The 17,381-nt window shown below is 44.2% G+C and carries 24 protein-coding genes and 2 tRNA genes; 19 read left to right on the forward strand and 7 right to left on the reverse strand.

Features of this window, described 5'->3' with window-relative positions:
• Window positions 1-19 precede the first annotated feature (19 nt).
• The 7 genes from ACNFN4_RS12655 to tsaD all read left to right on the forward strand — a co-directional run bounded on the left by ACNFN4_RS12655 (window position 20) and on the right by tsaD (window position 4,004).
• Window positions 20-96: transfer RNA gene (locus ACNFN4_RS12655), tRNA-Met, on the forward strand.
• Between the two features lie 10 nt (window positions 97-106).
• A tRNA-Asp gene (locus ACNFN4_RS12660) sits at window positions 107-183 on the forward strand.
• Between the two features lie 182 nt (window positions 184-365).
• The gene (gene thiL / locus ACNFN4_RS12665; protein ID WP_061861911.1) at window positions 366-1,343 is read left to right on the forward strand and encodes a thiamine-phosphate kinase; all 978 of its coding nucleotides are present in this window, start codon (window positions 366-368) and stop codon (window positions 1,341-1,343) included.
• A 15-nt stretch (window positions 1,344-1,358) separates the two neighbouring features.
• Window positions 1,359-1,835, forward strand: coding sequence for a tRNA (adenosine(37)-N6)-threonylcarbamoyltransferase complex ATPase subunit type 1 TsaE (gene tsaE / locus ACNFN4_RS12670; RefSeq protein ID WP_014417064.1), 477 nt, complete (start codon window positions 1,359-1,361; stop codon window positions 1,833-1,835).
• Window positions 1,816-2,505, forward strand: a complete 690-nt coding sequence (gene tsaB, locus ACNFN4_RS12675) for a tRNA (adenosine(37)-N6)-threonylcarbamoyltransferase complex dimerization subunit type 1 TsaB (protein ID WP_070081451.1) — start codon at window positions 1,816-1,818, stop codon at window positions 2,503-2,505. Before tsaE ends, tsaB begins: the two co-directional genes overlap by 20 nt.
• Before the next feature lie 10 nt (window positions 2,506-2,515).
• Entirely contained in the window at window positions 2,516-2,971 is a 456-nt protein-coding gene (gene rimI, locus ACNFN4_RS12680; protein ID WP_003155993.1) for a ribosomal protein S18-alanine N-acetyltransferase, read from the forward strand.
• A complete protein-coding gene (tsaD, locus tag ACNFN4_RS12685) occupies window positions 2,964-4,004 on the forward strand; it encodes a tRNA (adenosine(37)-N6)-threonylcarbamoyltransferase complex transferase subunit TsaD (protein WP_046559393.1) in 1,041 nt (346 codons plus the stop codon). The genes rimI and tsaD overlap by 8 nt, the downstream gene beginning before the upstream one ends.
• Before the next feature lie 222 nt (window positions 4,005-4,226).
• On the opposite strand, the gene ACNFN4_RS12690 is transcribed toward tsaD, so the two are convergent.
• Window positions 4,227-6,155, reverse strand: a complete 1,929-nt coding sequence (locus ACNFN4_RS12690) for an ABC-F family ATP-binding cassette domain-containing protein (RefSeq protein WP_448200219.1) — start codon at window positions 6,153-6,155, stop codon at window positions 4,227-4,229.
• A gap of 139 nt (window positions 6,156-6,294) precedes the next feature.
• Between ACNFN4_RS12690 and moaC the strand changes: the two genes are divergently transcribed.
• From moaC to tatC, 4 genes are read left to right on the forward strand one after another with little or no spacing between them, the layout of a single operon-like run.
• Window positions 6,295-6,807, forward strand: coding sequence for a cyclic pyranopterin monophosphate synthase MoaC (gene moaC, locus ACNFN4_RS12695; protein WP_003155986.1), 513 nt, complete (start codon window positions 6,295-6,297; stop codon window positions 6,805-6,807).
• A complete protein-coding gene (locus ACNFN4_RS12700; RefSeq protein ID WP_003155984.1) occupies window positions 6,804-7,451 on the forward strand; it encodes a redox-sensing transcriptional repressor Rex in 648 nt (215 codons plus the stop codon). Before moaC ends, ACNFN4_RS12700 begins: the two co-directional genes overlap by 4 nt.
• A gap of 18 nt (window positions 7,452-7,469) precedes the next feature.
• A complete protein-coding gene (locus ACNFN4_RS12705) occupies window positions 7,470-7,640 on the forward strand; it encodes a twin-arginine translocase TatA/TatE family subunit (protein WP_003155981.1) in 171 nt (56 codons plus the stop codon).
• 6 nt (window positions 7,641-7,646) lie between these two features.
• Window positions 7,647-8,405, forward strand: coding sequence for a twin-arginine translocase subunit TatC (gene tatC / locus ACNFN4_RS12710; RefSeq protein WP_007609791.1), 759 nt, complete (start codon window positions 7,647-7,649; stop codon window positions 8,403-8,405).
• Window positions 8,406-8,443: 38 nt separating this feature from the next.
• On the opposite strand, the gene ACNFN4_RS12715 is transcribed toward tatC, so the two are convergent.
• Together ACNFN4_RS12715 and ACNFN4_RS12720 are read right to left on the reverse strand one after the other, a co-directional pair.
• Window positions 8,444-8,635, reverse strand: a complete 192-nt coding sequence (locus ACNFN4_RS12715; protein ID WP_003155975.1) for a YdiK family protein — start codon at window positions 8,633-8,635, stop codon at window positions 8,444-8,446.
• Window positions 8,632-9,366: a CPBP family intramembrane glutamic endopeptidase gene (locus ACNFN4_RS12720; RefSeq protein ID WP_429774556.1), complete on the reverse strand. Its 735-nt coding sequence runs from the start codon at window positions 9,364-9,366 to the stop codon at window positions 8,632-8,634. Before ACNFN4_RS12720 ends, ACNFN4_RS12715 begins: the two co-directional genes overlap by 4 nt.
• Window positions 9,367-9,602: 236 nt before the next feature.
• Here ACNFN4_RS12720 and groES point away from each other — a divergent pair, with 236 nt between their 5' ends.
• Entirely contained in the window at window positions 9,603-9,887 is a 285-nt protein-coding gene (gene groES / locus ACNFN4_RS12725) for a co-chaperone GroES (protein WP_003155970.1), read from the forward strand.
• 41 nt (window positions 9,888-9,928) lie between these two features.
• Window positions 9,929-11,563 carry a chaperonin GroEL gene (gene groL, locus ACNFN4_RS12730; protein WP_003155941.1) on the forward strand — a complete coding sequence of 545 codons (1,635 nt, stop codon included), beginning with the start codon at window positions 9,929-9,931 and terminating at the stop codon, window positions 11,561-11,563.
• Between the two features lie 78 nt (window positions 11,564-11,641).
• Here the strand turns inward: groL and ACNFN4_RS12735 are convergent, their stop codons facing one another.
• From ACNFN4_RS12735 to ACNFN4_RS12750, 4 genes are all read right to left on the reverse strand, one after another.
• A complete protein-coding gene (locus ACNFN4_RS12735) occupies window positions 11,642-12,853 on the reverse strand; it encodes a site-specific integrase (protein WP_448200220.1) in 1,212 nt (403 codons plus the stop codon).
• A gap of 11 nt (window positions 12,854-12,864) precedes the next feature.
• The gene (locus ACNFN4_RS12740; protein WP_448200221.1) at window positions 12,865-13,338 is read right to left on the reverse strand and encodes an ImmA/IrrE family metallo-endopeptidase; all 474 of its coding nucleotides are present in this window, start codon (window positions 13,336-13,338) and stop codon (window positions 12,865-12,867) included.
• 183 nt (window positions 13,339-13,521) lie between these two features.
• Window positions 13,522-14,082, reverse strand: a complete 561-nt coding sequence (locus ACNFN4_RS12745) for a DUF4352 domain-containing protein (RefSeq protein WP_088612256.1) — start codon at window positions 14,080-14,082, stop codon at window positions 13,522-13,524.
• A gap of 288 nt (window positions 14,083-14,370) precedes the next feature.
• A complete protein-coding gene (locus ACNFN4_RS12750) occupies window positions 14,371-14,748 on the reverse strand; it encodes a helix-turn-helix domain-containing protein (protein ID WP_205161025.1) in 378 nt (125 codons plus the stop codon).
• Window positions 14,749-14,913: 165 nt separating this feature from the next.
• Between ACNFN4_RS12750 and ACNFN4_RS12755 the strand changes: the two genes are divergently transcribed.
• Genes ACNFN4_RS12755 through ACNFN4_RS12780 form a run of 6 tightly spaced genes read left to right on the forward strand, consistent with a single transcriptional unit; the run spans window position 14,914 to window position 17,286 of the window.
• Entirely contained in the window at window positions 14,914-15,165 is a 252-nt protein-coding gene (locus ACNFN4_RS12755; RefSeq protein WP_071181569.1) for a helix-turn-helix transcriptional regulator, read from the forward strand.
• Window positions 15,166-15,177: 12 nt separating this feature from the next.
• Complete coding sequence (locus ACNFN4_RS12760; RefSeq protein WP_071181570.1) at window positions 15,178-15,483, forward strand: hypothetical protein; 306 nt, start codon at window positions 15,178-15,180, stop codon at window positions 15,481-15,483.
• On the forward strand, window positions 15,480-16,208 hold the full coding sequence (locus tag ACNFN4_RS12765; RefSeq protein ID WP_071181571.1) for a Rha family transcriptional regulator: 729 nt from the start codon (window positions 15,480-15,482) through the stop codon (window positions 16,206-16,208). The genes ACNFN4_RS12760 and ACNFN4_RS12765 overlap by 4 nt, the downstream gene beginning before the upstream one ends.
• Before the next feature lie 57 nt (window positions 16,209-16,265).
• A complete protein-coding gene (locus ACNFN4_RS12770) occupies window positions 16,266-16,838 on the forward strand; it encodes a helix-turn-helix domain-containing protein (RefSeq protein WP_003155916.1) in 573 nt (190 codons plus the stop codon).
• Window positions 16,835-17,092, forward strand: a complete 258-nt coding sequence (locus ACNFN4_RS12775; RefSeq protein WP_014304475.1) for a YqaH family protein — start codon at window positions 16,835-16,837, stop codon at window positions 17,090-17,092. The genes ACNFN4_RS12770 and ACNFN4_RS12775 overlap by 4 nt, the downstream gene beginning before the upstream one ends.
• The gene (locus ACNFN4_RS12780) at window positions 17,089-17,286 is read left to right on the forward strand and encodes a YqaI family protein (RefSeq protein WP_095315792.1); all 198 of its coding nucleotides are present in this window, start codon (window positions 17,089-17,091) and stop codon (window positions 17,284-17,286) included. Before ACNFN4_RS12775 ends, ACNFN4_RS12780 begins: the two co-directional genes overlap by 4 nt.
• Window positions 17,287-17,381: the final 95 nt, after the last annotated feature.

The raw sequence follows: 17,381 nt of genomic DNA on the forward strand, positions 1-17,381 counted from the left end.
TTTTCTAAAATTTTATCATCGCGGGGTGGAGCAGTTCGGTAGCTCGTCGGGCTCATAACCCGAAGGTCGCAGGTTCAAATCCTGCCCCCGCAACCAAAAATTAAATGGTCCGGTAGTTCAGTTGGTTAGAATGCCTGCCTGTCACGCAGGAGGTCGCGGGTTCGAGTCCCGTCCGGACCGCCATTTTTATTGTAAACGAAACGATCATGTTTTCGTTTTTTTTGTGTTTTCTTTTAAATGCTGGCAGCTTGGTATCTAACCAAGCTTTCTTTTATATCGTTAAAGTCTTGGATATTGAAACATAATCCGATACACTAGAAAGAGCTGTATTTCACAAGAGCGTCAGAAAGGGAGACGGGAGATATATGGATGAGTTTGATTTGATTCACAGTATTACGCCGCATTCGCATTATCATCCTTCCGTCGATGTAGGGATCGGTGATGATGGTGCGGTTTATACAGCGTCACCCCATATGCAGCAAATTGTCTGCCTTGATACAATGGTGGAGAATGTCCATTTTAAATTAGAGTATTCCTCTCCTCATGATATCGGTTATAAGGCGCTTGCTGTTAACATTAGTGACGTGGCGGCGATGGGAGGCATTCCGAAGTTTTATTTGGTGTCTCTAGCGGTTCCTTCTTGCTGGCAGAAAGCTGACGTCCAGGCAATGTATGAAGGAATGGCGGAACTGGCGAAACTATATCAAATGGATTTGATCGGGGGAGATACCGTCTCCGCTTCCGGTCAAGCCGTAATTACCGTTACTGTCATCGGAGAAGTTGAGAAGGATCGCGCTTGTCTGCGAAGCTCGGCAAGACCCGGGGATGTTGTGTTTGTTACGGGGGATATCGGCTCGTCCGCAGCAGGACTGTCTCTTTTATTGGGAGAAACACTCCCTTCTGCTTTTCATACGAGTGATTATTTTATCCGAAAACATAAACGGCCCATTCCGAGAGTTCAGGTCGGCCGCTTCTGCTCTCAGCTTCAGCGCGCGGCTTTGAATGATATCAGTGACGGATTGGCCAGTGAGCTGCATGAAATAGCTGCGGCAAGTTCAGTTACGATAGAAATTGAAGAACAACTTCTGCCGGTGCATCCGGATTTGCCTGAGGCAGATTCTGAGTGGAAGAAATGGGTGTTATTCGGCGGTGAAGATTTTGAATTGGTTGGAACGGTTTCTCAGCAAGAGTGGATTTCTTTGCTTGATTACTGCACTCAATCAGGCATTCCGATTGCGAAGATAGGAGCGGTGTCTGAACGGAAGGAAGCATGTGTTCTTTTGACAGCCAATGATCACAGACAAATCGTCCTTGAGAAAAAAGGATACAATCATTTTAAATAAGACGGGTGACTCACTTTGAAGACATTACAATGGAGAACGAAAAACCCCGAAGAAACGAAAGCCGTAGCCAAGCTTGCCGCTTCTTTGGCAAAGCCGGGAGACATTTTGACACTGGAAGGTGACTTAGGCGCGGGAAAAACGACTTTTACAAAGGGTTTTGCCGAAGGACTGGGAATCACGAGAGTGGTAAACAGCCCGACTTTTACAATTATAAAAGAATACCATGACGGTTCGCTTCCTCTATATCATATGGATGTGTATCGTATGGAGGATGAAAGCGAAGACTTAGGGCTTGAAGAATATTTTGAGGGACAAGGCGTCTGTTTAATTGAATGGGCTCATTTAATTCAGGATCAGCTGCCTGCTGAACGGCTGCAGATCGTCATCAAGAGAGCCGGTGATGAGGCAAGGGACATTACCTTTACGGCTTGCGGAACACGGTATGAAACGCTTTGTGAGGAGATAAATAAACATGACAATACTGGCAATTGATACGTCAAATTACACGCTGGGTGCCGCGCTCGTTCGTGAGAAAACGGTGATGGCGGAGTATATTACATATTTAAAAAAGAATCATTCCGTGCGGGCGATGCCTGCTGTCAATTCATTGCTGAAGGATTGCGGCCTAACACCGCAGGACCTTACGAAAATAGCGGTGGCGAAAGGACCTGGATCGTACACAGGTGTCAGAATCGGTGTGACGCTGGCAAAAACATTGGCATGGTCGCTGAAGCTTCCGGTTTCCGCTGTCTCGAGCCTGGAGGTGCTGGCGGCTAACGGACGGCACTTTCAAGGACTGATCTGCCCGTTATTTGATGCCCGGCGCGGACAGGTATATACGGGACTTTATGAATATCAGGACGGCCGATTACAATCCGTTCTTCCTGATCAGAATGTCCTTTTGACTGATTGGCTCGGCATGCTGAAAGAAAAAGCGTCTCCGGTTTTATTTTTAGGGCACGATACAGCCATTCATGAAGAAACCATTCTGCATGAAATGACATCTCAAGCAGTGATAGGAACGGCTGCACAGCATAATCCGCGGCCGTCAGAGCTGGCGTTTTTAGGCTTGGAAAAAGAAGAAACGGATGTCCACAGCCTTGTTCCGGATTATTTGCGTCTGGCAGAGGCTGAAGCGAAATGGATGGAATCTCAAAAATAGGGTGATAGGGATGAAAACGAAAACGGCGATTCGAAGCATGCGGCCGGAAGATATTGATCAAATTTATGAAATTGAAACAGCATCCTTTACTTCTCCATGGACGAAGGATTCATTTTATCATGAGCTTTTGGAAAATCCGTATGCCCACTACCTTGTCATTGAAAAGGACGGCTGTCTGGCGGGGTATTGCGGAATCTGGATTATTATAGATGACGCGCAGATTACGAATATAGCCATTAAGCCGGAATATCGGGGCCAATCGTTGGGAGAAGCGCTGTTTCGCTCTGCAATAGAATTGTGCAGAGAAAAAAAGGCAAGAAGGCTCTCTCTCGAAGTCAGGGTCTCAAATCATCCCGCCCAATCCTTATATAAGAAATTCGGTCTTCAGGCCGGAGGAATCAGAAAACAATACTATACAGATAACGGGGAAGATGCGTTATTAATGTGGGTGACATTACATGAGTGAAAAACAAGATATTTATGTATTAGGAATCGAAACGAGCTGTGATGAAACTGCGGCCTCAGTCGTGAAAAACGGAAAAGACATCATTTCAAACGTTGTCGCTTCTCAAATTGAAAGCCATAAACGTTTCGGCGGGGTCGTGCCTGAAATAGCGTCCAGACATCATGTGGAGCAGATTACCCTTGTGATTGAGGAAGCTCTTTCAAAGGCGGAGATGGGCTTTGATGATCTTGATGCGATTGCTGTAACGGAAGGACCCGGACTTGTCGGAGCCTTGTTAATCGGAGTCAATGCGGCAAAGGCGTTAAGTTTTGCCCATCAAATACCGTTAGTCGGCGTCCATCACATTGCGGGTCATATTTATGCAAACAGGCTGATAGGAGAGCTTCAGTTCCCGGCGCTTGCTTTGGTTGTGTCAGGCGGACATACGGAATTGGTTTATATGAAAGAGCACGGTTCATTCGAGGTTATTGGTGAAACGCTGGATGATGCCGCAGGCGAAGCTTACGACAAAGTGGCAAGAACGATGGGGCTTCCCTATCCGGGAGGGCCGCAGATTGATAAGCTGGCTGCTGCGGGAACGGATTCCATTCCGCTTCCGCGTGCGTGGCTGGAAGAAGGGTCTTACAATTTCAGCTTCAGCGGCCTGAAATCAGCCGTGATTAACACGCTTCATAACGCCTCGCAAAAAAATGAGGTGATTCCTCCGGAGGATCTTGCCGCAAGCTTTCAGCAGAGTGTCATTGATGTACTGACGGCAAAAACCTCTAAGGCCGCGAAAGAATACGGGGTTAAACAAGTGCTGCTTGCAGGGGGCGTAGCCGCTAACAAAGGGTTGAGAGCCGCACTGCAGCAGGAATTCAGCCATTCGGGAGATCCCGAGCTTGTCATCCCGCCGCTTTCTTTATGCACGGACAATGCAGCGATGATTGCGGCTGCCGGAACCGTTGCTTTTGAAAAGGGGATCCGGGGCTCATATGATATGAACGGACAGCCCGGTTTGGAATTAACATCCTTTGATCGTCTCACGTTGTAAAACGTGAGTTTTTTTTTACTTATTAACAGATAATTCTAACATATCCACAGGATTGTGAATATATTCAGAAATCCAGTCTGGATAAGGGACTATAAGTTGTTAGTAAAGTGGATAAAGTCAGAAAATTTTGTGGATAGTGTGTATAAAGCGCTTACTTAAATAGCAGGCAAGGAGAAAAGCTGTGGATAAAAAAGCACCCCTTAAAGAGGTGCTTGACTTTTTCTATTCTTCTGAGGAGAGTTCTTCCCACTCCGCTAATAATCGTTCCAGCTCTTGATTCAGAGCTTCGTTCTCTGAGTGAATGGTCTGTACCTTTTCGTGATCCTGATACACGTCAGGGTCGCACAGCAGCTCCTCATTGGCACTGATTTTCTCTTCGGCGGATGAGACGGCCGCTTCGATTTCTTCAATGCGTCTCAGTCGCTGCCGTTCTTTCTTCTTCCATTCTTTTTCTTCCTCGTAAGTTCTTTTCGTATCCTGTTTGACCTTGCCGGCAGGCTGAGCCTGCTCTTTTTCCTGCCGCTTCATTTCTTCCAGTTCCAGCTGCTGGGCTTTTTTCTCGGTGTAATAGTCATAGTCACCCAAATATTCTTCTGCATGATCAGGTGACAGCTCCAGCACTCTTGTGGCGATTCTGTTAATAAAGTAACGGTCATGCGAGACAAATAACAGTGTTCCCGGGTAGTCGATCAGGGCGTTTTCCAGCACCTCTTTACTGTCCAGGTCAAGGTGGTTTGTCGGTTCATCTAGGATGAGAAAGTTTGCTTTTTGAAGCATCAGCTTGGCAAGCGCGACTCTTGCTTTCTCCCCGCCGCTTAACGAACGGACCGGTTTCAGGACATCGTCTCCGCTGAACAGAAAGTTGCCGAGGCATGTCCTGATCTCTTTTTCCGGCATGTCCGGATATTCATCCCACAGCTCGTCCAGCACGCGTTTGGACGAGGTCAGTTCAGCCTGCTCCTGATCATAATAGCCGATTGTGACGTTGGAACCGTACGTGATCGACCCGGATTCCGGACTGATTGTATTCATAATGGTTTTCAGCAAAGTTGATTTGCCGATTCCGTTCGGTCCGACGAGGGCGGCGCTTTCGCCTCTTGTAATGCCGAAGGTCAGGTTTTTCAAGAGCGGAGGCTGGCCGTCATAGCTGATGGAAACATCCTGTACGCGCAGGACGTCGTTTCCGCTCTGTTTTGTAATGTCAAAACGGAAGGCGGCTGATTTTTCATCCCCGAGCGGCTTTGCCATGACGTCCATCCGTTCAAGCTGTTTTCGTCTGCTTTGGGCTCTTTTCGTTGTAGAAGCTCTGGCCAGATTGCGGTCGACAAAATCTTGAAGCTTGGCGATTTCGTCCTGCTGTTTTTCATACAGCTTCAGGTCTTTCTCATACTGCTCAGCTTTTTGTTCTAAATAGGCGCTGTAGTTGCCGAGGTATTTTTTGCTTTCTGTCCGTGAGACCTCGTACACTTGGCTGACGACTTTATCAAGAAAGTATCTGTCGTGGGAAACGATCAGAATGGCGCCTGAATATCCCTGTAAATAATGCTCAAGCCATGTAAGCGTATCGATGTCGAGATGGTTCGTCGGTTCATCCAGAATAAGCAGATCAGGCTGGGTCAGCAGCAGCTTTCCGAGCGCAAGTCTTGTTTTCTGACCGCCGCTCAGGCTTTGCACTTTCACGGAATCGTCAAATTTTCCGAAGCCGAGGCCGTGAAGGATAGAGCGGACGTCCGCTTCATATTGATAGCCGCCTTTATCCTTGAAATCCTGCTGAAGCCTGTCATAGGTTTTCATCAGCGTCTCAAGCTCCGCCGGGGCGGCCGTGGCCATCTTTTCTTCAATAGAGCGCATCTCTTTTTCCATTGCTTTCAGGAAATCAAAAACGCTCAGCAGTTCTTCTTTTATGGTAAGCTGGGATTCCAAGCCTGTGTGCTGGGCAAGATATCCCATCGTTAATTCTTTCGGTTTGATTAATTCACCCTTTTCATATGAAAGGTGACCTGCGATAATTTTAAGGAGAGTTGATTTGCCGGCTCCGTTTCTGCCTACTATGGCGATGCGATCCCGAGATCTGACTTCAAGCTTTATATTGTTTAAAATAGGATCAGCGCCAAAAGATTTGGATAGCTGATTAATTTGTAAGATCATCATATTATTTCACCTCTGTTATAATAAGTTAAGTGTAGCTTATCAACCTGCTGTCAGCAAACAATACATCAGAATTGGAACATTATAGGATAAGACATCAGGGAGAAAATAGTGTATGATCAGAAGTAAGGAGAGTTTAAATATGAATGGATTTTCTCATTTTAATGAAGAAGGCCGTGCCCGCATGGTGGATATAAGCGATAAATCTTCAACAGTCCGTACTGCCGCTGCGATATCCAGCGTACACATGAAGCATGACGTGTACAGCAGAATCAAAAACCGCGAGATCGGAAAAGGAGACGTGCTGGCTGTCGCACAGGTGGCAGGAATTATGGCCGCAAAGCAGACGTCAGCGATTATCCCGATGTGCCACCCGCTTTCTTTAAGCAGCGTCGACATTTCATTCGGCTGGGAGGAAAAGGATTCCGAAGCCGTTCTTCATATACAGGCAAGCGTAAAAACGAAAGGGAGTACAGGTGTGGAAATGGAAGCGCTAACTTCCGCTTCAGTCTGCGCTTTGACCGTTTATGACATGTGCAAGGCGCTGGATAAAGGAATGGTCATCGGCCCGACCTGCCTCATGGAAAAAACAGGAGGCAAAAACGGTGATTTTAAAAGAGATGCATCTGAGTATAAAGTGGAGGACCAATCATGAACAAGGATCAATCAAAAATTCCACAGGCGACGGCAAAACGGCTGCCGCTTTATTATCGCTTTTTAAAGAATTTACACGCGTCAGGAAAGCAGCGCGTTTCATCAGCTGAACTGAGCGATGCGGTAAAAGTCGATTCGGCCACGATCCGCCGGGATTTTTCCTATTTCGGGGCGCTCGGCAAAAAAGGATACGGCTATAATGTGGATTACCTGCTGTCATTTTTCAGAAAAACACTGGATCAGGATGAAACGACGAATGTCATTTTGATCGGTGTCGGGAATTTAGGGACGGCGTTTCTTCACTATAATTTCACAAAAAATAATAACACAAAAATATCTATGGCTTTTGATGTGAATCAGAGTAAAATAGGAACTGAGGTAGGCGGTGTGCCTGTCTTTGATCTTAATGATTTAGAGCTTCACATTAAGGATGAACCCGTGGCAATTCTTACCGTTCCGGCGGTTGCCGCGCAGTCAATCACCGACCGGCTCGTGTCGCTCGGCATCAAGGGGATCCTTAACTTTACGCCGGCCCGTTTGAATGTGCCGGATCACATTCGAATTCATCATATAGATTTAGCTGTAGAGCTTCAATCATTGGTTTATTTCTTAAAGCATTATTCTGTTTTGGAAGAAATTGAATAGCGAAAGGAGGAGCTGCACATGATCGGTCCTGGAAGCCTGGCGGTTATCGGTGTGGTGGCGGTGATTATTTTCGGTCCGAAGAAGCTTCCCGAATTAGGAAAAGCGGCGGGAGACACGCTTCGTGAATTTAAGAACGCTACTAAGGGATTAGCCGGTGAAGAAGAGGAAAAAAAGAAAGAAGAACAGTAAGATAGGATGACGCGTATGAGAGTGAATCAAATGACGCTTGTGGAGCATATTGCCGAACTTCGGAAACGATTGCTGATTGTGGCGTTATCCTTTACGGTTTTCTTTATTGCCGGCTTTTTTCTGGCAAAACCTATCATTGTGTACCTTCAAAAAGCCGATGAAGTAAAAGAGCTCACCCTTAATGCTTTTAACCTGACGGATCCGCTGTTTATCTTTTTGCAGTTCGCGTTTATCATCGGCATCATTTTGACTTCGCCGATTATTCTCTATCAGATTTGGGCGTTTGTCAGCCCGGGTCTGTATGAGAAGGAGCGCAAAGTAACACTCAGCTATATTCCGATTTCGATCGTGCTGTTTGTCGGCGGTGTGTCGTTTTCTTATTATATTTTATTTCCGCTGGTCGTTGATTTTATGAAGCGGGTTTCGAATGACCTGGATGTCAACCAGGTGATCGGGATTACCGAGTACTTTCATTTTCTGCTGCAGCTGACGATTCCGTTCGGACTGCTGTTTCAGATGCCGGTGCTGATCATGTTTTTAACGAGACTCGGTGTTATCACGCCGAGGTTTTTATCAAAGATCAGGAAGTACGCGTATTTTGTGCTGCTTGTGATCGCCGCGATGATTGCGCCGCCTGAGCTGCTGTCTCACTTGATGATTACCATTCCGCTTTGCATTTTATACGAGATCAGTATTCTGATCTCAAAAGCGGCGTATCGGAAAAGGCAGACCGGCAGTGAATCTGATCAGGACGTATCAGCATAAAAAAAGCCATTTCTCCATGATGAGAAATGGCTTTTCTTTTATTTTTGATTTTTTTTCACTTTAAATGAGAAAGCGAACATTTTAAACGAGATGCTGATATTATAAGCGGCGAAAACCATCAGCAGTATGGAATAAAAAGACCACATGCTTCCCGGAGAGCTTGCGGCCAAATACGTAAAGATACAGCCGACTGCGAAATAAATCAAGCCCCAAGTCATTGGGTTCCTCATACAAACAATCCTCCAATAATTAATTGCATTTGCTCAGTATGCTGTTCAATATATTTTTGGGCGGGGCCGAGCTGCATGACCACGACAATGGTATTCATCATGACATGGGCGAATATCGGCACAATAATCCGTTTCGTCTGCACATACAAGAACGCAAAGGTAAAGCCCATGGCCGTATACAGCAGCAGGTGCGTGAGGTCTTGATGCACAATGCCGAAAATGACGGAACTGATCAGTCCGGCGACAAAGAAATTCGTTTTTTCATATAATACACCGAAGATGATCTTCCGGAAAATGATTTCTTCAAGAATCGGCCCGACGATAGAAGAAACGATAATCATGAGCGGCATGGCTTTAATAATGTTGAGAATGGCTTTCGTGTTTTCGGAACCGCTGCCCACATGAAAGACATACTGCTCAATCATCCCGGCGATTCCCTGAGAAAATAAAGCGAGCCATATTCCCGCGACCGCCCAGAGAACGGACATGCCGGCGGATGCTTTCTTCCCGTTTCTTAATGTCTGCTTCGGCGCGGTTCTCAAAATCAAGAGAACGATAATCAGGCAGATGAAAAAGCTTACGACGGAATAAATCCCCTGAGCCATGGTGAGATTCGCATTCGTAGGGTGCCCGCCCGCATAGCCGAATTTGTACATTAAAGGAATGCCGATCAATGCGGAAAGCTGCATGATAACATATGTCAAAATGATATACCAATACTGTTTTCTCAAATGATATGTACTCCTTTATCCTATAAAATCAACTTATTTGTTCTTATTGTAACACAAGTGAACTTGACGTGAAAAAAGGAGAAAATCAGTGTGAGAGAGAATCATGTAAGCGTGAAAATTTTTTATTCTTATGACTTGAAATTGGAAGTGAGATTCTTTATTATAATAACTGTGTTAGCACTCTTTAGAGCTGAGTGCTAAAATTACATATTCATACTATTGAGGAGGTTATTACATTGTTAAAGCCATTAGGTGATCGCGTTGTCATTGAACTCGTAGAATCTGAAGAAAAAACTGCCAGCGGAATCGTATTACCGGATTCTGCAAAAGAAAAGCCGCAAGAAGGCAAAATCGTGGCAGCCGGTTCAGGTCGCGTGTTGGAAAGCGGAGAGCGCGTTGCTTTAGAAGTAAAAGAGGGCGACCGCATTATCTTCTCAAAATACGCCGGTACTGAAGTGAAATACGAAGGTACTGAATACTTAATCTTACGTGAAAGCGACATTTTAGCTGTTATCGGCTAAGCAAATAAATATTTTTAAAAATTCGAGGAGGTTTCGTTAACATGGCAAAAGATATTAAGTTTAGTGAAGAAGCACGCCGCGCTATGCTTCGCGGTGTCGATGCGCTTGCTGACGCTGTAAAAGTAACTTTAGGGCCAAAAGGACGCAACGTGGTTCTGGAGAAAAAATTCGGTTCTCCGTTAATTACAAATGACGGTGTGACAATCGCAAAAGAAATTGAACTTGAAGATGCGTTTGAAAACATGGGTGCGAAGCTTGTAGCTGAAGTAGCCAGCAAAACAAACGACGTTGCCGGTGACGGTACGACGACTGCGACTGTACTTGCGCAGGCTATGATCCGCGAAGGCTTGAAAAACGTAACTGCGGGGGCTAACCCTGTCGGCGTGCGTAAAGGTATGGAACAAGCCGTGACTGTAGCAATCGAAAACTTAAAAGAAATTTCTAAGCCGATCGAAGGCAAAGAGTCTATCGCTCAGGTTGCTGCGATCTCTGCTGCTGATGAGGAAGTCGGAAGCCTTATCGCTGAAGCAATGGAGCGCGTAGGAAACGACGGCGTTATCACAATCGAAGAGTCTAAAGGTTTCACAACTGAGCTTGAAGTTGTGGAAGGTATGCAATTCGACCGCGGATATGCGTCTCCTTACATGGTGACTGACTCTGATAAGATGGAAGCGGTTCTTGACAATCCTTACATCTTAATCACAGACAAAAAAATCACAAACATTCAAGAAATCCTTCCTGTGCTTGAGCAAGTTGTACAGCAAGGCAAACCATTGCTTCTGATCGCTGAAGATGTTGAAGGGGAAGCTCTTGCTACACTCGTTGTCAACAAACTTCGCGGCACATTCAACGCTGTTGCCGTTAAAGCTCCTGGCTTCGGTGACCGCCGTAAAGCAATGCTTGAAGACATCTCTGTTCTTACAGGCGGAGAAGTGATCACAGAAGACTTAGGCCTTGACCTGAAATCTACTGAAATCGGACAATTGGGACGCGCTTCTAAAGTTGTGGTAACGAAAGAAAACACAACAATCGTAGAAGGCGCCGGCGACACTGAAAAAATCGCTGCACGCGTCAACCAAATCCGCGCTCAAGTGGAAGAAACAACTTCTGAATTCGACAGAGAAAAATTACAAGAGCGTCTTGCGAAACTTGCCGGCGGCGTAGCTGTCATCAAAGTCGGCGCTGCGACTGAAACTGAGCTGAAAGAGCGTAAACTTCGCATCGAAGACGCCCTCAACTCAACTCGCGCAGCTGTTGAAGAAGGCATCGTATCCGGCGGTGGTACAGCGCTTGTCAACGTATACAACAAAGTCGCTGCAGTTGAAGCTGAAGGCGATGCGCAAACAGGTATCAACATCGTGCTTCGCGCGCTTGAAGAGCCGATCCGTCAAATCGCGCACAATGCAGGTCTTGAAGGATCTGTCATCGTTGAGCGCCTGAAAAACGAAAAAATCGGCGTAGGCTTCAACGCTGCAACCGGCGAATGGGTAAACATGATCGAAAAAGGAATCGTTGACCCGACAAAAGTTACACGTTCTGCACTTCAAAACGCAGCTTCTGTAGCAGCAATGCTCTTAACAACTGAAGCCGTTGTCGCTGACAAACCGGAAGAAAACGCCGGCGGCGCAGGAATGCCTGACATGGGCGGCATGGGCGGTATGGGCGGCATGATGTAAAGAGTGCCGAAACCCCTTGATTTCAAGGGGTTTTTCTTTTTGTTTTATGAAATTGGTCACATTTTGGTCACATAGGAGTCATGATAACTGTATTTTCATTGAGAGGTCACCTATGAAAGAATTGAATTTTTGCGAAGTTCTTTCTTTGGTTTTTCTAGTAGTGTGTAAATAGACTTTTTTCGTTATGTCATCATTTTGATGGCCTAATATTTTTTGTATCTCTTCTAAAGGTACATCTGCTTCAGCAGCAAGCGAAGTGAATGTGTGCCTAAAAGTATGCTGGGTAATATGTTTGTTTAGGTCCATCCGTTTTAAAATCCTTCTCATTCTGGTATCCATCTTTTTAATGTTCTCAGGGTGGCCGTCAGGACGAGCGAATATAAAATCATCATCACTGAATGTGCGTCCATTCGCGTATGCCATTTTAGCTTGTTTGAGCTTCAGTCTTTTCAACAAAGATGCTAAAAAGTCCGACAAAGGTACGTCTCTAACAGCAGCTGGCGTTTTCGGTGGCAACAGTTCATAGTCAGATGCTTTGTTTGATGGGCAATAAAGCGTTTTGGTAACTCGAAATGTTTTGAGGTCGTCTCCCTCTAAAGTTAAGTCTCTCCATTTGCCGGCCAATCGCTCACCGGAACGAGTGCCTGTAAATGCAGCCATGCAGAAATATTCAAAGTCGAGAAAAAGGCCGTGTTTTTCTGTAAGGTCTAAAAACTCAACAAGTTCTTCTCCTTCAAGAAAGTTTTCGACTTCTTCTTGAGATTCAATATCTTCTACTGTAAGCTTTGGACGCTGCGGTTTAACAAATTCCGTCGGGCTTTTGCTTATGATGTCCTCTTGTCTCGCATATTTGAAGATCATGCTTGCTGTAGTGTGGATACCACTTATTGTATTGAAGGAATAATTTTCTTCTCTCAGATAATCTAAAAACTTCTGATAAACACCCCTGGTTATGTCTTTAATTTTCATCTTTCCAAAGTATTCTTCCAAACTCTCTATTTCACTTTTTCGTGCTCGCAGGGTACTGACTTTGACAGTATGCTTGTATTCCTTGTACCATAGGTCTTTGATTTCCTGAAAAAGAATGTTCTCTTTACCGACATCAATCCCTGAAATGAGCTTCGTTTTCAATTCAAGATAAGCGGCTTCCGCCGATGCTTTTGATTGGAAACCACGTCTTTTTATTTGTCTGCGTTTTCCTGTTCTTGGATCGCGGCCGTTTTCCATCACAAAATACCAAGTATATCCTTTAGTTGAACGCTTTGATTTCTCCTTTTTAAAGACAACCATTTTAATCCTCCCTAACGATAGTTTAATTTATTAAAGTAAATTCTTAATCTCTTTTTTGCAAAGTCAAAGGTTACTTTAAAAGTATCTGATACCAACCGTGCAGCGGCTTCCTCATCTGAAGGTAAGTTCATCTGTCGCAACATGAATGTTGGAACACAAAAGTGATACGAAAAATAACCTGCTTTTGATTCTTGGTACTGTCTCCAGTGGGGCGGCATAAGCTCGTTGTCGCCGCCCTCTAATAAGATGTGCCATAATTCGTGAGCTAAATCCGATCGTTGCTGTTGATAGCTTAACCGGTTGTTTATGCCTACGATATGAACCCCCGCAATATCTAACATATAACTTTCTCGATCATCAAAAAGTACAAATACATTGAGCTTCCTGCATAATTTAACAAGTTTAAGTTCTGAAGGCGTTGTTATTTTGTGTTCCCTGAGAAAACTTTCGATCCAATCCTCTAAGTGACTTTGCGTATACCCCATGTTGTAATTGACCCCCTCATTACCTTGTCAATGCTTAAATTGTGGAAAATCTGTTTGCTTGTATGTAATTATAGGGGAAAAATGTACCATTTTACACCGGTAAATGCGTCCATAAATAGATTAAAGTGGCATTATAAAGAACGTTTGTTCTGTTTTGTATTCAAAAAAAGGAAGCCCGAAGGCTTACTTTAGTGATATTGTACCTTTTTGCGTGCCGTAAATGCCAGTTTGGACAACAAGCTTTAGGTCTTTTGCATTCGCAACCTCTGGCGCCACATCAAAAACAACTTTACCACTCATTGTAGAATCAGGGTTTAAATCCTGCATGAGAAAACTGTTGTCGATGCTGCCGTCTTCTTTTTGGTTCGCTGAAACACTCGCCGCGGAATCGGCTTCATATGTTTTTTTGCCTTTTTTCAATTTGAAGAAAGAGGCATCCACAGTGATTTTATCATTACCGGTATTTTTAAGCGTCGCTTCAATGACCAGGTATTTGTCATTTGCTTTCTCCGGCAGTACAGACGGGCCTACTTGATCAGCTGCTTTTCTGGACTTAATATTATAAATCATATCGCCAACCTTAATATCTTGGCCCATTTTAACCTCTTTATCGGAGGATTTCTTTTCGGCTTTCTCATTTTTGCTTTCCCCGTTTTTGTCAGACGAGGCGTTTTCCGTTGATCCACACGCAGCTAAAGCGAGAGCCAAGCCCAAAGACATGAATAAAACTAACCACTTTTTCAAACTAATTCCCCCAGTTCATATAATAGAATACCTATATATGATCAACTAAAACGCTTGATATTTCAAGAGAGTATTACCAATTCTTCTAGTATTTTCTTGGATGGGCGCAAAAAGGCTGAAGTTGTTACCTCAATAATTGCGGTTGAAAGGGAAATGACCGAAGGTATCACTGAAGTGTTCGCCTCAATTTTTGAGGTTGAACACCATTCAACTGAACACTTAACCTCAATTTTTGAGGTGAACTATTCAGCATTATTTAAACTAAACAAAACAATAATAAATAAATAATTAATTCTTATCTTCGTTCTTCTTTTTGAAATTCTCCTCAATGAGTTTTTCAATGCCATCAATTCGTTTTAAAGCATCTGCAAGAATTGCCTCTTTTTCACTATCAGTGAATTCCCGACCATCGACAGCGGCAAAACGAACGTCAGTCTGTTTACGGAGTTCTCTGGCCTTATCTTTGTAATGATCTTCGCCTCTCAGCAAGTAATCTATAGAGACATCAAAGAAATCCGCAATTTTTATTAACAAATCATAGTCAGGGTTCCGAGTTCCTAACTCATATTGCGAAAGTGCAGAACGTGTGATATTTAGTTTTGTGGCCATCTGTTCTTGGGTTAAATTTGCTTTTTTTCTCAAAGAAGTTATTCTTTTGCCTAACACGAAAATCACCTACTTTCATCTACATAACAATAATCATTATACGCCACATAATGTAGCAAAAAAATATTTGCAACAAAATGAGCCAAAATACGTTGACAGCCACAATATGTTGCATTAAAATAAAGTCATAAGTTGTTACGATATGTGGCAAAGGTGGTGGAATATATGGGTAAAGCAAAAAGTCGTCATGTATTGACATCTTTAAGAAAAAAAGAAGGTTCTCAGTCTTTGGTAGCTAAAAAGCTTGGTATCTCTCGCCAGTATCTATCTGCAATGGAAAACGGTGAAAGAAACCCCGGTGTTAAGCTTATGGTTAAAATGTCAAATCATTTCAATGAGAAGTCTGAAAGTCTATTTCCGGACCTTTTTTTTGAAGATGATTGCCACGAAATGAGGCAAAAATCAAACACAGCATAGGAGGTCAAAAGCATGTTCAATTTAGATCATGAAGCTTTTAGAAACATGTTCCGCGAAATCATAGCGGAAGAGGTCGCTGGAGCTCTTCAGGATTTCAGAACCACTCAACTCCCGCCAATGCTGACAAAGCAAGAGTTTATGGAGTTTATGAAAATCAAAGAAACAAAGGCATCCCAACTTATCAACCGTGCTGACTTTCCTGTTTTTAAAGAAGCCGGGTTAAGAATACCGACTCATTTGCTTTTCAAGTGGATCGAGAAAAACACAGATTGGGTTGCCGAAAACACTGACTACTACAAGAAAGGGGCTACAGCATGAGTCAATTGGTTTTCATCGAAGGCAATCAAGTTGTAACGGACAGCCTGACGGTCGCTGAAGTCTTTGGGAAACGGCATGACACGGTTCTTCGGGACATCAGAAACCTTGATTCCAGCAAAGAATTTAATCTCCACAATTTTGCGGAGGTTGATTATCAGGATGACAGAAACCGAACATACAAAAAATATCTCATAAAACGTGATGGACTCACATTTTTGGTTTTTGGTTACACAGGCGCAAAGGCCGCAATATTTAAAGAAAAATACATTGCAGAATTTAACCGTATGGAAAATGAGCTTCAAAGGCTCAATCAACCCTCTTACATGATTGATGATCCGATCAGCCGGGCAAAGCGATGGATCACCGAAGAGGAAGAGCGGCAACGACTTCAGCACACACTGAAGATTCAGCAGCCACTTATCAACTTTGCAGAGAGTTGTATGGCATCTGAAAAATCATTGCTTGTGAGGGAACTGGCGAAGCTTGCATCTAAAAAGGGTATCAGCATCGGAGAAAAACGGCTGTTCCAAAAGCTGCGCGAATGGAAGATGATCTTAGCAAATAAGAACGAGCCATACCAGGAATATATCGACCGCGGTTATTTTGAGATAGCACAGGGAGTGCGACAAGTAAACGGTTCATCTAAATCATGGCTGACTATCCGCATTACGCCAAAGGGACAGGCCTTTATCATCGACAAGCTGAGAAAACAGCAAGCGAGCTAGTTCCTTCATTAATTAAATTTTACCAGTGAACAACTGGATATATCAGGAGGCAAACATATGGAGAACAACCCATACAATTTGCATAATCTACCCCGGATCATGCGTAGTGTCCGCAAAGCGGCAGGACTTGCACAATATCAGATCGGTAATTTGATAGGGGGAAAGGATCAGCGGTATGTTTCGGACGTTGAAAATGGATTCAGTAAGCTTACCCCGGAATTATGCATCAAGTGGTTTGAGGCGTGCGAGGCATACGAACATATTGATCTGGTACATTACCTCTTCAAATTGCACCCGACGACCGCGGCGCCAATTGATCCAGCACTTAACGAGAGCGCAAGCGCGGCGGTAATCAATATGATTCATCAGCTTGAAGAAGCATTGCAAGCAACAAGGCATTTAGCACGCTGGCTGGCAAACGATAGGCCAGGCCGACAACCTGAAGAACTGCCAATGGCCGATATTAAACAGATTTTTGATCTGATCCCGGCAAATAAAACGCTGATATATTCGCTGGCCCGTAGTCATGGATTGAACATGAAGGAACTGGCCGAAAGGTGGACGCGGAAAGCGCTAATGAGTCAGGTTGCAATGGCGAAAACAGAAGAAAGGCAGGCGGTGCTGGTATGAAGTTCAATCAGTTTCTTAAATCGGATGCAGATTCAGTAAAAAGGAAAATCGAGTCGGCGGAAAGGCTCTCTATCATGCTTTCGGAAGCGTTAAGAGATGGCGATTACGAAGAAGCAATCAGTCTTGCAGGGAGCATCAAAGTTCTTGCAGAGGATATTAACCGGCTGGCGAATAAAGGACGCTTACATCAAACCGTTTTAAATATGGCGGCCCGCGGGATTCACCTGAGTGTTGTAAGTAGGTGTTCACAATGAATATTGAAAACCCGATGATTCTGAACAACTGGCATGACAAAGCGACTGAACCGGAAACAAAAAAGGACTTTTTCGGAGATGAAGTAACGTCAGCAGATAATTATGTAGTCGACAGCGGTGAGGTGATTTTACAAGACAATCTTAAACGCTATTTGAAGGAGCAACTTGGATTTAGGTTTCATTCAGCACAATAAAAAAAGCCCACTTTGCAGAGTGGACTAGGTAAGGCGTTTTGATAATTGATTGTATTCCTATTATACCAAAACGCCCCACAAAAAACAATGGAGGT

This window comes from Bacillus sp. N1(2025) (genome assembly GCF_053470005.1).